Raw genomic sequence first — 13,733 nt, 5'->3', positions numbered from 1 at the left:
TCGCAATGTGGTCAGGGCATCGGCGAACGGGGGAGCGAGCGGTCTGCGGGGCCGGAGGTTCACCCCGGGACGTCCGGTCCGCCGGGGGTGGTGGCGGGCCTTGCTGGAGTGTCCGCGCGGGGCTCGGTGGAGCCCCTGAGGTGGGTGGGGAGGAGCTGGAATACGGGGAGGTCCGGTCGCGCATCGGGGACCGGGAGTGTCCTGACGCTCCCACGCCCTCCGCGTGCTCGTGCTGTCGCGATGCGTCCGTGCAGCTTACGACGGACGAAAGGGGCGAAGCACGCGGACGCTGCCCCGTGTGGCGCCGCAATTCGGCGGAAATGCCGTGCATCGCGGAGGCGTGGCGCAGGATGGTCCGGAAGGATCACCTCCGGGTGGCCGTAACGGAGGAGCCGGGATGGCCCGGACGGAGGCCGCGGGCTGGCCCGGTCCGGCCGGTCGTGCGACCGGTGTGACCCGTGCGGCCGATGGTGCGCCGGTGGTGCGCCAGGCGCACGCTCCCGGAGTGCCGCACGCGGGCCGCACGGCATCCGGGTCAGGTCACTGATACCCTGGTATCCCGTGGACCGGCGGGATAAAACGCCCCGGACCAGCCGAACCGACGACCCTTCGAGTGCCGCCTACCGAGTCGGCCTCCCGTCGCCCGGCGAGCCGCGAGCCTCCCGCCCACGTCACCTTCGACACGCGACCCACGGGAGCCCCCTCTTGGCACAGCCCCATTCCGGCAAGGCAACGAACGGCCGCGCCGTGACGACCAAGCACCTCTTCGTCACCGGGGGTGTCGCCTCTTCGCTCGGCAAGGGGCTGACCGCCTCCAGCCTCGGCGCGCTGCTCAAGGCCCGCGGCCTGCGCGTGACGATGCAGAAGCTCGACCCCTACCTCAACGTGGACCCGGGCACCATGAACCCGTTCCAGCACGGTGAGGTCTTCGTCACCGACGACGGTGCCGAGACGGACCTGGACATCGGTCACTACGAGCGGTTCCTGGACACCAACCTGCACGGCTCGGCGAACGTCACCACCGGCCAGGTGTACTCGACCGTCATCGCCAAGGAGCGCCGCGGCGAGTACCTGGGCGACACCGTCCAGGTCATCCCGCACATCACCAACGAGATCAAGTCCCGGATCCGCCGGATGGCGACCGAGGACGTCGACGTGGTGATCACCGAGGTCGGCGGCACCGTCGGCGACATCGAGTCGCTGCCGTTCCTGGAGGCCGTCCGCCAGGTCCGCCACGAGGTCGGCCGGGACAACGTGTTCTTCGTGCACGTCTCCCTGCTGCCGTACATCGGCCCCTCGGGCGAGCTGAAGACCAAGCCCACCCAGCACTCCGTCGCCGCGCTGCGCAACATCGGCATCCAGCCCGACGCGATCGTGCTGCGCGCCGACCGCGAGGTCCCGCAGGCGATCAAGCGCAAGATCTCGATGATGTGCGACGTGGACGAGGAGGCCGTGGTCGCGGCCATCGACGCCAAGTCGATCTACGACATCCCCAAGGTGCTGCACGGCGAGGGCCTGGACGCCTACGTGGTGCGCCGCCTCGACCTGCCGTTCCGCGACGTGGACTGGACCACCTGGGACGACCTGCTGCGCCGCGTCCACGAGCCGCAGCACATCGTCAAGGTCGCCCTGGTCGGCAAGTACATCGACCTGCCGGACGCCTACCTGTCGGTGACCGAGGCGCTGCGCGCCGGCGGCTTCGCCAACAACGCCCGGGTCGAGATCAAGTGGGTCACCTCGGACGACTGCGAGACGCCCGAGGGCGCCCAGGCGCAGCTCGGCGACGTGGACGCGATCTGCATCCCCGGCGGCTTCGGCGACCGCGGCGTCAACGGCAAGGTCGGCGCGATCACCTACGCCCGCGAGAACAAGGTCCCGCTGCTCGGCCTGTGCCTGGGCCTGCAGTGCGTGGTCATCGAGGCGGCCCGCAACCTGGCCGGCCTGCCCGAGGCCAACTCCACCGAGTTCGACGCCGCCGCCAAGCACCCGGTCATCTCCACGATGGCCGAGCAGCTGGCCATCGTCGACGGCAAGGGCGACCTGGGCGGCACCATGCGCCTGGGCCTGTACCCGGCCAAGCTCGCCGAGGGCTCGATCGTCCGCGAGGTCTACAGCGGCGAGCAGTACGTCGAGGAGCGCCACCGCCACCGCTACGAGGTCAACAACGCCTACCGCGCGGACCTGGAGAAGACCGGCCTGCAGTTCTCCGGCCTCTCGCCCAAGGGTGACCTGGTCGAGTACGTCGAGTACCCGCGCGAGGTGCACCCGTACCTGGTGGCCACCCAGGCCCACCCGGAGCTGAAGTCCCGCCCGACCCGCCCGCACCCGCTGTTCGCGGGCCTGGTCAAGGCCGCCATCGACATCAAGACCGCGGCCTCCGAGTAGTCATATTCTTCTCGGCCTCGGTCGTTCACCGGACGGCGGCCCCGCGATTCCCGCGGGGCCGCCGTTCGGCGTTAGATTGTGTCGCACTGACGAAAAGGGGAGAGCGATGGACGAGCAGAGCGACCAGGTGATCGCCGACGTGGCCGAGGAGTGGGAGGTCCGCGGCAGCGCGACGCCGTTCCAGGGCAAGGTCACCGGCGTGCGCAGCGAGGAGGTCCGGATGCCCGACGGCAGCTGGGCCCGGCGCGACTACCAGACCCACCCCGGCTCGGTCTCGGTGCTCGCCCTGGACGACAAGCAGCGGGTGCTGGTCCTGCGCCAGTACCGCCACCCGGTCCGCCAGCGGCTCTGGGAACTGCCGGCCGGCCTGCTCGACGTGCCCGGTGAGAACCCGTGGCACGCCGCGCAGCGCGAGCTGTACGAGGAGGCGCACTGCAAGGCCGACACCTGGCGGATCCTCGCCGACTACTACACCTCCCCGGGCGGCACCGACGAGGCGCTGCGGATGTTCCTGGCCACCGACCTGTCGGCCGCCGAGGGCGAGCGCTACCAGGCCGAGGGCGAGGAGCAGGAGATCGAGGTCGCCTGGGTCCCGGTGCCCGAACTGATCCGGCTGATCCAGGCCGGGCAGCTGCACAACCCGACCCTGATCACCGGCACTCTCGCCGTGCACGCCGCGCTCACCGCCCCGGACGGCCTGGACGGGCTGCGCCGGCCGGACTCGCCGTGGCCGGCCCGGCCCTTCGAGGCCTGAGCGTCCTTCGAGGCCTGAGCCTCCTTCGAGGATGAGGGGCCGTTCGAGACGCGGGCGGACCGCCCGGGTTGATGCCTTGGGGTGATTTGCCGGTTCGTACGACCGGATGTCATCTCGGCTGAGCCGGACGGTCGAACTACGCTTCGCAGACGGGGCGCCCGTGCCGGGCCGCCTTCGCCGAGCGCCGGACGCTGACCAGCCGGACGCCGGGCGCGGGATGACGTCGGGAGTGGCACGGGTGGCGAGGAAGACGGCGACGATGGACCCCGGCCCTGACACGCCCGCGAGCGCCGTCCCCGGACTGGAGCGGCTGCCGGCCGGGCCCACGGTGTTCGCCGGGCGGCGCGCCGAACTGGCCGCGCTGCGGGCGGCCGCCACCCGTCCGGTGAGCGGCCGCTGCCCGGTGCTGGTGCTGGCCGGGCGCCCCGGCTCCGGCCGGACCGCGCTGGCCGCCCGCTTCGCCCGTACCGTCGCCGCCGACTACCCGGACGGCGTGCTGTTCGCACGGCTGTCCGCCCCCGACGGCGGGCGGGTGCAGCCGGCGCGCGCGGCCCGGCTGCTGCTGGAGCAGCTCGACCCGCAGGCCGCCGTGCCGCTGCCCGGGGCGGTCGAGGACGGGCGGGACGAGCCCGGTTGCGTGGCGCTGCGGGAGGCGCTCGCGGGGCTGCGCGTCCTGCTGGTGCTGGACGACGTGCGGGACGCCGGGCAGGTGTGGCCGCTGCTCGCCGACGAGCCCGGCTGCCTGGTGCTCGCCACCACCGCCGGGCCGCTCACCGGGATCGAGGACATCGACCCGGTGATCCTCGGCGGGCTGGACCGGCAGGCCTCCGGCGAACTGCTGGCCGACCTGGTCGGCGGCACCCGGATCTCCTGCGACCCGGTCGGCGGGGCCGACCTGGCCGAGGCCTGCGCCGCCCGGCCGGCCGCCCTGCGGCTGATGGCGGGGTGGCTGCGCGGCAACCCGGAGATCGCGGTCACGGACGCGGCGCGGCAGCTCAACCTGGTGGTGGGGGAGGAGTCGGCGGCCGCCGGTGGCGAGGGCGGCAAGGCGGGCAAGGCGGGCAGGACCGGTGGGGCCGGGGCTGCCGCCGAGGCGGGGAAGAAGAGGGAGGGCCCGCAGCAGTCGGCGGAGGACAAGGCCGCGGAGCCCGTCGCCGCGCCCGAGCCGGCCGGTGACCCGTCGACCTGGGTCAGGCCGGAGCCCGAGCCGGCCGAGCCGGTGCCCGTACCCGACAACGATCCGCTGATCGGCGCGTTCACCCTCGTCTACCGCACCCTGTCGCGCGCCCAGGCGCGGATGCTGCGCACCCTCACCCTGGCCCCGGTGCAGACCGCCGACCCGCGCACCGCCTCCGCCCTGGTCGGCTGCCCGGCAGCGGAGGCCGCCGCGACGCTGGCCGTGCTCGCCGAGCGGGAGCTGCTCGGCGAGGAGGCGCCGGCCGGCGACGGCGCCCCGCGCTACCGGGTGCCCGGACGGCTCTACCCGCGGCTGGTCCGGCTGCGCGAGCGGGAGGACCGGCCGGCCGAGACCGAGCTGGCCCGGGCCCGGCTGCTGGAACGGCTGGTCCGGCTCACCGAGTCGGCCCGCGCCCTGCTCGACCCGGCGGGCGGCCCCGGGCCCGAGCCGCTGCCCGCCGCGCTGCGGCTGCGCTCGGCCGCGCAGGCCCGGGACTGGCTGCTCGGCGAGCGGGAGCTGCTGCTCGGCGCGGTGGCCGACGCGATCGGTCAGGGCGACCTGGACGGCTCGGCCGGGCGGCTGGTCACCGCGCTGCTGCGGTCGCTGCCGCTGACCGGCGCCGCCCCGGCCGACCTCTACCGGCTGCACGAGCTGGTGCGCACCGTCGCCGAGCGCAACGGCCGGCCCCGCCGGGCCTCGGCGGCGCTGCTCAACCTGGGGGACCTCCAGGTCGCGGCGGGCCGCTGGGAGCAGGCCGCCGCGCACTACCGGGCCGCCCTGGAGCACGCCCGTACGGTCGTGGACGAACCGCTCTGCGCCCGGGCCCTGGAGGGCGCGGCCGGCTGCCACCGGGCGCTCGGCGACGCGGTGCGCGCCGCCGACTGGTACGGGCGGGCGCTCGGGCTGCGGCAGTCGCTCGGGGACCACGCGGCGGAGGCCCGGCTGCTGGCGCGGGTGGCCGAGGCGCACGCCGCGCAGCGCCGTTTCGAGGAGGCCGACCGGGAGTACCGGGCCGCGCTCGCGGTGCTGCGCCGGATCGGCGACGAACGGGGCCGGGAGGCCGTCGGGGCGGCCCTCACGGACCTGCGGGAACGTGTCGGCGCCGGGTGGTGAGGGTGCTTTCGGATGTATCGTCGGAAGTGCCCGGTTGCGACATCTATGGCAGGTAAGCTCCGGCGGAAGCCTACGAACCTGCCAATGTGTTCAGCGAAATTATTCGATTTGGAAGGCTGACAGGCCGCCTGGGCTTCATTACACTCGAACTCAGTCGCGCAGCGATCCCCTGCCCCGGGCTGCCCGGAGGCTTCCCCACGTGCGCGTCGCCCACCGGTCTTCTCCGGTCGGGACCCCCATGGCAAGAGGACGTGTTTAGCCGTGAAGGTCGGCATCCCCCGCGAGGTCAAGAACCACGAGTACCGCGTGGCCATCACGCCCGCCGGCGTGCATGAGCTGGTCCGCAACGGACACGAGGTCTACATCGAGGACAACGCCGGTCTCGGCTCCTCGATCCCCAACGAGGAGTACGTGGCCGCCGGCGCCACCATCCTCCCCACCGCCGACGAGGTGTGGGCCACCGCCGACCTGCTGCTGAAGGTCAAGGAGCCCATCGCTTCCGAGTACCACCGGCTGCGCAAGGGGCAGACCCTCTTCACGTACCTGCACCTGGCGGCCGACCGGGCCGGCACCGACGCGCTGATCGCCTCGGGCACCACCGCCATCGCGTACGAGACCGTCCAGCTGGGCAACGGCGCGCTGCCGCTGCTCGCCCCGATGTCCGAGGTCGCGGGCCGCCTGGCCCCGCAGGTCGGCTCGTACCACCTGATGCGTCCGGCCGGCGGCCGCGGCGTGCTGCCCGGTGGCGTGCCCGGCACCCACCCGGCCAAGGCCGTCGTCATCGGCGGTGGCGTCTCCGGCTGGCACGCGGCCACCATCGCCATCGGCATGGGCTACGACGTGACCCTGCTCGACCGCGACATCAACAAGCTGCGCGAGGCCGACCGGATCTTCGGCACCAAGATCAAGGCCATCATGTCCAACTCCTTCGAGCTGGAGAAGGCCGTCCTGGACGCCGACCTGGTCATCGGCGCCGTGCTGATCCCGGGCGCCAAGGCCCCGAAGCTGGTCACCAACGAGCTGGTCTCCCGCATGAAGCCGGGCTCCGTGCTGGTCGACATCGCCATCGACCAGGGCGGCTGCTTCGAGGACTCGCACCCGACCACGCACGACGACCCGACCTTCCAGGTCCACGACTCGGTCTTCTACTGCGTGGCCAACATGCCGGGAGCCGTCCCGAACACCTCCACCTACGCGCTGACCAACGCCACCCTGCCGTACGTCATCGAGCTGGCGAACCGCGGGTGGAAGGAGGCGCTGCGTCGCGACGAGGCGCTCGCCAAGGGCCTCAACGTGCACGAGGGCCAGATCACCTTCCCGGCCGTGGCCGAGGCCTTCGGCCTGGAGTCGGTCACGCTGGAGAGCGTGCTCGCCTGAACACCCTGACCGCTCGGCGGTCGTTCGCCCCCGACCTGATCACTTCGGGTCGGGGGCTTCGCCGTGCGCGTGAACAGTCGGTGGACCGGGCGGGTCGCTCTGTCGTCAATTCCCGTGGGTCGTGTCACTCGACCGCAGAAACGTTAGGGTCATAGGCCTACTCATCCCTTGACAGCAGCCCGCCCGATAGTCGACACATCGTGCCCACTACCGTGGATTGTGTTGCTGCGAACGCCTTGAACGGCCTAGAGTCGCAAACCGTCGGCGTGCTGCCACGCTGACGAATCGACATAGAGTCCTGGATCCCCAAGGAGGTAAGACGACTTGTGAATGAGTCGACAATTGCTCCCGGGGGTGGTCAGCCAGGACTGGCGGAGCTCACCGCCGGCCAGCCGAGTGAGGAGTCCGGGGCCCGGCAGTCCACCGTGGGCTCGGCCGAGGTCGGCTCGGTCGCACTCCGTACCTTCGAAGCACGCCAGAACACAGCGCAGGTGACCACGGTGACCGATCACGACGCCGACTTGGCCGCCTACGGCCTGGCCTACGGCGAGTTCGCCTACGGCGCCTACGACGACCCGGACGCCGAGTACGAGCCGGACCCCGAGTACGCCGCCACGCTGGCCCCCGACGCCGCGCGCCAGCGCCGCGAGCGGGTCGGCCCGACCGGCCGTCCGCTGCCGTACTTCCCGATCCCCGCGCCGGTCGCCGAGCACGGTCCCGCCCAGATCATCGCCATGTGCAACCAGAAGGGCGGCGTCGGCAAGACCACGTCGACCATCAACCTGGGCGCGGCGCTGGCCGAGTACGGCCGCCGGGTGCTGCTCGTCGACTTCGACCCGCAGGGCGCGCTCTCGGTCGGACTGGGCGTCAACCCGATGGAGCTCGACGTCACCGTCTACAACCTGCTCATGGAGCGGGGCCTGACGGCCGATGAGGTGCTGCTGAAGACGGCCGTCCCGGGCATGGACCTGCTGCCCTCCAACATCGACCTCTCCGCCGCCGAGGTGCAGCTGGTCAGCGAGGTGGCCCGGGAGTCCGCGCTGGCGCGCGCCCTGAAGCCGCTGCTGCCCGACTACGACTACGTCATCATCGACTGCCAGCCCTCGCTGGGTCTGCTGACGGTCAATGCGCTGACGGCCGCTCACAGCGTGATCGTGCCGCTGGAGTGCGAGTTCTTCGCGCTGCGCGGTGTCGCGCTGCTGACCGAGACCATCGAGAAGGTGTGCGAGCGGCTCAACCCCGAGCTGCGCCTGGACGGCATCCTCGCGACCATGTACGACTCGCGCACCGTGCACAGCCGTGAGGTGCTGGCGCGGGTCGTCGAGGCGTTCGGCGAGCACGTCTTCCACACCGTCATCGGGCGGACCGTGCGCTTCCCGGAGACCACCGTCGCCGGCGAGCCCATCACCACGTACGCCACCAACTCGGTCGGTGCTGCCGCCTACCGCCAGCTCGCCAGGGAGGTGCTCGACCGGTGCCGCCCCGCCGAGTGAGTCTCCCGGGTGCCGACGAGCTGTTCCGGACCACCGGCGGGATGGCGCTGTCGCCGTCCCTCGCGCCGCGTCCGGCTGCCGAGGCATCCAGACCGGAGACCGCGCGGACCGTCAACGGCACGGACGGCGCCGAGGGCGCCCGGGACGACCGGCAGGAGCAGCAGTCGGCCGCCGGGGTGCCCGCGCCCGCGCAGCCGCCCGCCCAGCGACAGGCCGGGGACCAGGGTGCCGGATCGGCCGGGAAGGCCGTCTCCGGCGGCCGTGGCGCCGCAGCCGCCCCGGCGGGCCGGGCGCACGCGGGTGCCGCCGAGGAGCAGACCGGTGCCGCCGGGCGCGCCCGGCCGCGGGGACGCGCGCCGCGCCGCCCCAGCGGGCGCGAGCGGCACGACGAGAAGATCACCGTGTACGTCTCCGCCGAGGAGCTCATGGACCTGGAGCACACCCGGCTGGTGCTGCGCGGCGAGCACGGCCTGGCCGTGGACCGCGGGCGGATCGTCCGGGAGGCCATCGCGGTCGTCCTGGCGGACCTGGAGCAGCGCGGCGAGGCCTCCATCCTGGTCCGGCGGCTGCGCGGCCGGTAGGACGGCGTCCGGGGCTGTCCGCCGGGCGCTGAGCGCCGCCGGCCGGGCGGCCGGGCGCTGAGGCCGTCGTCCGGGCCCCGGGGCCCGTCGGGCGGCGTGTCGACGGCCCCGCGGCGGGGTGGGCGGCGGGGCCGGGCGAAAATGGACCGTCATGCCGAGCACCGTCGAACCAGCCGCCACCGCCGTGAACCCCACCGAGGAGGAGTCCCGGGGCGGTTTCCGCGTACGGCTGGACAACTTCGAGGGCCCCTTCGACCTGCTGCTCGGCCTGATCGCCAAGCACAAGCTGGACGTCACCGAGGTGGCGCTGGCCACGGTGACGGACGACTTCATCGCGTACATCCGGGCGATGGGACCGGACTGGGACCTGGACGCGGCGACCGAGTTCCTGGTCGTGGCCGCCACCCTGCTGGACCTCAAGGCCGCGCGGCTGCTGCCCGCGGCCGAGGTCGAGGACGAGGAGGACCTCGCGCTGCTGGAGGCGCGGGACCTGCTGTTCGCGCGGCTGCTGCAGTACCGGGCGTACAAGCGGGCGGCGGCGCTGTTCGGCGAGCGCTGGGCGGCCGAGCTGCTGCGACGGCCGCGGACCGTCGGGCTGGAGCCCCGGCACGCCGAGCTGCTGCCCGAGGTGGTGATCACCGTCGGGCCGGAGCGGCTGGCCCAGCTGGCGGCCAAGGCGATGGAGCCCAAGCCGAAGCCCGTGGTGTACGTCGACCACATCCACACCCCGCCGGTCAGCGTGCGCGAGCAGGCCGGGCTGGTGGTCGACCTGCTCACCGGCCTCGGGGAGGCCTCCTTCCAGCAGCTCGTCGCGGACGCGCCGGACACCCTGGTGGTGGTCGCCCGGTTCCTGGCGCTGCTGGAGCTGTACCGGGAGCGGGTGCTCGCCTTCGAGCAGCCGGAGGCGCTCGGGGAACTGCGGGTGCGCTGGGTGGCCGAGGAGGGCCGGGGCGCGGTCGAGGTGACGGACGAGTTCGACCGGCCGGCGGGCGAGGTCGCGGAGAAGGCCGGGGACAAGGCCGCGGGCGGGGTCGCGGGCGAGGCGAAGGAGGACGGGCGGCGATGAGTGGCGGGAACGACGGTGGGCGGCCGGTGCGGCGCCCGCTCGGGCTGCCGGGGCAGCCGCGGGCCGAGGAGTGGCTGGAGCCGGCCTTCGAGCTGCTGCCGGAGCCCGTGGCGGCGCCTGTGGCTGCGGTGGGCACCGAGCCGAGGGTGGTGCACCAGAAGTCGGCCCCGCCGGCCTCCGACGTGCCGGGGGAGCCGGAGGAGCCAGCCGGGCCCGGGCTGCGGGCCGAGCTGGAGGCCGTCCTGATGGTCGTCGACGAGCCGGTCACCGAGGAGCGGCTGGCCGGGGTGCTGGAGCGGCCGCGGGCCGAGGTGGCCGCGGCGCTGCGCGAACTGTCCGCCGAGTACGAGGCGGCGGGCCGCGGTTTCGACCTGCGGCTGGTGGCCGGCGGCTGGCGGTTCTACAGCCGGGACAGCTGCGCCCGGGCCGTCGACCGCTTCCTGCTGGACGGCCAGCAGGCCCGGCTGACCCAGGCCGCGCTGGAGACCCTGGCCGTGGTCGCGTACCGGCAGCCGGTGTCCAGATCGCGGGTTTCCGCCGTCCGTGGTGTGAACTGTGACGGCGTGATGCGTACCCTGGTACAGCGAGGACTGGTGGAAGAGGCCGGATCCGAGCCCGAAACAGGTGCGATCCTGTATCGGACGACGAACTACTTCCTGGAACGGATGGGGCTCCGCGGCTTGGACGAGCTGCCGGAGCTCGCTCCCTTCCTGCCCGAGGTCGACGACGTGGAAGCGGAGTCCCTGGAGGGCACGATGATCGCGGAGGCGGTCGCCTCCGCTGCCGCACAGGCCGCGGACGGCAGTGGCGAGGCCGGTCGGGCAGCGCCTGATCGGTAGGGGGAGGTGAGGTCGGCCGAAACGACCGCACATCCCAGACGGAACGACGTACGGACACTTTGATGCGTAGCAGTGGCAACGGCAGGAACAGCAGCGGCGGCGGCAGCGGTCGCGGCGGACAGGGCGGGGGCCGGGGCGGCTCCTACGGCGGCAGCGGCGGCGGCCGCGGCGGCTCGGGCTCGCGCGGGGGTTCGTACGGCGGTGGCTCGGGTTCCGGCTCGCGCGGCGGCTCGTACGGCGGCGGCTCGGGTTCGGGCTCGTACGGTGGCGGCTCGGGCTCGCGCGGCGGCTCGTACGGGCGGGACAGCCGCCGGGACGACCGGCGCGACGACCGCCGCTACCCGGACCGCCCGCTGCGGCCCGAGGAGCGCAAGTACGACCGCCCCGAGTACGGCGGCGGCCCCAACGCCACCCCGGCCCGCGGCGGCTTCGCCGGTCGGCGCCCCGGCCCGGCCCCGCGCCCGCGCCGTGAGGGCCAGGGCGCCCCGGGCGACCCGCGCCGCCAGCCGCAGCGCTCGCGCGAGCTGCAGGCCAAGATCGAGGACGCCGTCCTCGCCCGGCACGACAAGCCGGCCGTCAAGCTGCCCAAGACCTTCGGCGAGCCCGAGGGCGAGCGCCTGCAGAAGGTGCTGGCCCGGGCCGGCGTCGGCAGCCGCCGCGCCTGCGAGGAGCTGATCGAGCAGGGCCGGGTCGAGGTCAACGGCAAGCGTGTCACCGAGCAGGGCAAGCGGGTCGACCCCGACAACGACGAGATCAAGGTCGACGGTCTGACCGTCGCCACCCAGTCCTACCTGTTCTTCGCGCTCAACAAGCCGGCCGGCGTGGTCTCCACCATGGAGGACCCGGACGGGCGCCAGTGCCTGGGCGACTACGTGACCAACCGGGAGACCCGGCTGTTCCACGTCGGCCGCCTGGACACCGAGACCGAGGGCATCATCCTGCTCACCAACCACGGCGAGCTGGCCCACCGGCTGACCCACCCGCGCTACGGCGTGACCAAGACCTACCTGGCCGCGATCCAGGGCCCGATCCCGCGCGACCTGGGCAAGCAGCTGGCCCAGGGCATCGAGCTGGAGGACGGCTTCGCCCGCGCCGACAGCTTCAAGGTGGTCTCCAACGTCGGCAAGAACTACCTCGTCGAGGTGACCCTGCACGAGGGCCGCAAGCACATCGTGCGCCGGATGCTCGCCGAGGCGGGCTTCCCGGTGGAGAAGCTGGTGCGCACCCACTTCGGCCCGATCGCGCTCGGTGACCAGAAGTCGGGCTGGCTGCGCCGTCTGACCAACCCCGAGGTCGGCCAGCTGATGCGCGAGGTCGGTCTGTAGGCCCTGGGGTCCGTCCCCCGGGTTTTCACCGGTCGTTCGTCGGAGGGTCCCCCGCCCGTGGTGGCGGGGGACCCTCCCGCGTGTATGTGAGTCGGGACGCAACCCCTGGTCACGGCCTTGTCAGCGTCATGATCCGTGGCAGAGGATGGCCACTGGACCACCGCCCCGCCCTGTGGCGGGACTGCGCCAGGACGGGCGCCGGTGGGGTGTGCGGGGCGAGCAGGGGGAGACGGCGTCGTGTCCGATGCAGTACTGGGGCGGTCGGCCGGACAGGCCCTCGGCCCACTGGGGCTGGCCGAGCCGGACGGGCAGGTCTACGCGGCGCTGGTGGCCAATCCGCAGTCCACCGCGGAGGAGCTGGCCGAGAGCTGCGGCCTGACGCTCCAGCAGAGCGTGCGCGCGCTGGACCGGCTGGCGCAGCAGGGCATGGCCACCCGCGCGCCGGTGGACCGGCAGCGCTTCCTGGCGGTCGCCCCGGACGTGGCGATCGGCACCCTGATCGGCCACCGGGAGTCCGAGCTGCGGCACGCCCGCGCCGAGATGCACCGGCTGATGGACGCCTTCCGGGAGGCCTCGCGCTACACCGACCCGGCGCACTCGGTGGAGGTGCTGACCGGCGGCGAGGCGATCGCCCAGCGGCTGGAGCACATCACCGAGACCAGCCAGTACCAGGTCCGTGGCTTCGACCGCCCGCCGTACATCCAGGACCCGGTGGCGCCGATGCCGTTGCAGCGGCGGCGGCTGCGGGAGGGGCTGAAGTTCCGGACCATATACGACCGGGAGGCCGTGGCCTGGCCCGGCCGGCTGGAGAAGAACATCCTGGTCGGCGTCGCGGACGGGGAGGAGGCCCGGGTACGGCCGACCCTGCCGATGAAGATGATCATCTCGGACGACCGGATGGCGGTCATCCCGATCAGCGTCGGCGACAGCGTGCTGGACGCCGCGTACGTGATCCACCCCTCGGCGCTGCTCCAGGCGCTGGACACGCTGTTCGAGGCGGAGTGGGAGCGGGCCGTGCAGCTGCAGGCCGCGATCGGCACCGGGGACGCCTCGCCGGAGCCGGAGGCCGACCACCGCAAGCTGCTGGGCCTGCTGGCGGCGGGGCTGACCGACGAGTCGATCGCCCGCTCGCTGGGCTGGAGCGCCCGGACGACCCAGCGGCGGCTGCAGAGCCTGATGCGCTCGCTCGGGGCCACCACCCGCTTCCAGGCCGGGATGGCGGCCCGGGAGCGGGGATGGCTGTGAGCGTCCCGGAGCCGGTCAGCTCCAGGGGCTGAGCGAGACCCAGCGGCCGTCCGGGCCGCGCTCGACCTTCTCCAGGCCGACCACGGCGGAGCGGTTCAGCCGGCCGTAGATGTGCGGGAAGAGGATGCCGGGGGTGGCCCCGGGCGGCGGTGCTCCGTGCGGGGCCTCCCACTTGACCATCGGTTCCACCAGCGACTCCTCGATCAGCAGCACCATCAGCGGGTCGGGCGTGTCGGCGAAGAAGGCGTTGGCCACCGCGAGTGCCGTCTGCTCGTCCGCGGAGCAGTGGATGAACCCGTCGGTGAGCAGTGACGCGGCGGCGTACGGGCGGCCGGGGTCGGACAGCCAGTCGTCCAGGGGAGCGAGGTGGAGGATCAT

Annotated in this window: 11 protein-coding genes; 10 read left to right on the top strand and 1 reads right to left on the bottom strand. The window is 73.3% G+C overall.

Annotation, left to right across the window (positions count from 1 at the left end):
* Positions 1-705: 705 nt before the first annotated feature.
* The 10 genes from ACIRYZ_RS15400 to ACIRYZ_RS15355 all read left to right on the top strand — a co-directional run bounded on the left by ACIRYZ_RS15400 (position 706) and on the right by ACIRYZ_RS15355 (position 13,355).
* Complete coding sequence (locus ACIRYZ_RS15400; protein ID WP_402944005.1) at positions 706-2,385, top strand: CTP synthase; 1,680 nt, start codon at positions 706-708, stop codon at positions 2,383-2,385.
* 106 nt (positions 2,386-2,491) lie between these two features.
* Positions 2,492-3,139, top strand: coding sequence for an NUDIX domain-containing protein (locus tag ACIRYZ_RS15395; RefSeq protein ID WP_393031167.1), 648 nt, complete (start codon positions 2,492-2,494; stop codon positions 3,137-3,139).
* 259 nt (positions 3,140-3,398) lie between these two features.
* The gene (locus ACIRYZ_RS15390) at positions 3,399-5,429 is read left to right on the top strand and encodes an AAA family ATPase (RefSeq protein ID WP_402944002.1); all 2,031 of its coding nucleotides are present in this window, start codon (positions 3,399-3,401) and stop codon (positions 5,427-5,429) included.
* Positions 5,430-5,690: 261 nt separating this feature from the next.
* The gene (gene ald, locus ACIRYZ_RS15385) at positions 5,691-6,806 is read left to right on the top strand and encodes an alanine dehydrogenase (RefSeq protein ID WP_387623962.1); all 1,116 of its coding nucleotides are present in this window, start codon (positions 5,691-5,693) and stop codon (positions 6,804-6,806) included.
* 425 nt (positions 6,807-7,231) lie between these two features.
* Positions 7,232-8,299 carry a ParA family protein gene (locus ACIRYZ_RS15380; RefSeq protein ID WP_030245868.1) on the top strand — a complete coding sequence of 356 codons (1,068 nt, stop codon included), beginning with the start codon at positions 7,232-7,234 and terminating at the stop codon, positions 8,297-8,299.
* Complete coding sequence (locus tag ACIRYZ_RS15375; protein ID WP_402943999.1) at positions 8,296-8,880, top strand: hypothetical protein; 585 nt, start codon at positions 8,296-8,298, stop codon at positions 8,878-8,880. The genes ACIRYZ_RS15380 and ACIRYZ_RS15375 overlap by 4 nt, the downstream gene beginning before the upstream one ends.
* Positions 8,881-9,031: 151 nt before the next feature.
* Entirely contained in the window at positions 9,032-9,946 is a 915-nt protein-coding gene (locus ACIRYZ_RS15370; RefSeq protein ID WP_402943997.1) for a segregation and condensation protein A, read from the top strand.
* Positions 9,947-10,191: 245 nt separating this feature from the next.
* Positions 10,192-10,785 carry an SMC-Scp complex subunit ScpB gene (locus tag ACIRYZ_RS15365; RefSeq protein ID WP_402944057.1) on the top strand — a complete coding sequence of 198 codons (594 nt, stop codon included), beginning with the start codon at positions 10,192-10,194 and terminating at the stop codon, positions 10,783-10,785.
* A gap of 62 nt (positions 10,786-10,847) precedes the next feature.
* Positions 10,848-12,110, top strand: a complete 1,263-nt coding sequence (locus ACIRYZ_RS15360) for a pseudouridine synthase (protein ID WP_402943995.1) — start codon at positions 10,848-10,850, stop codon at positions 12,108-12,110.
* Between the two features lie 237 nt (positions 12,111-12,347).
* On the top strand, positions 12,348-13,355 hold the full coding sequence (locus ACIRYZ_RS15355; protein ID WP_393031183.1) for a helix-turn-helix domain-containing protein: 1,008 nt from the start codon (positions 12,348-12,350) through the stop codon (positions 13,353-13,355).
* A 15-nt stretch (positions 13,356-13,370) separates the two neighbouring features.
* On the opposite strand, the gene ACIRYZ_RS15350 is transcribed toward ACIRYZ_RS15355, so the two are convergent.
* Positions 13,371-13,733 (bottom strand): DUF952 domain-containing protein, encoded by a 363-nt coding sequence (locus ACIRYZ_RS15350; protein WP_387623976.1) that lies wholly within the window; start codon positions 13,731-13,733, stop codon positions 13,371-13,373.

The sequence above is a fragment of the Kitasatospora sp. NPDC101155 genome, assembly GCF_044768305.1.
Classification (GTDB): Bacteria; Actinomycetota; Actinomycetes; order Streptomycetales; family Streptomycetaceae; genus Kitasatospora.
This window is presented reverse-complemented; position numbering and strand designations above follow the sequence as displayed.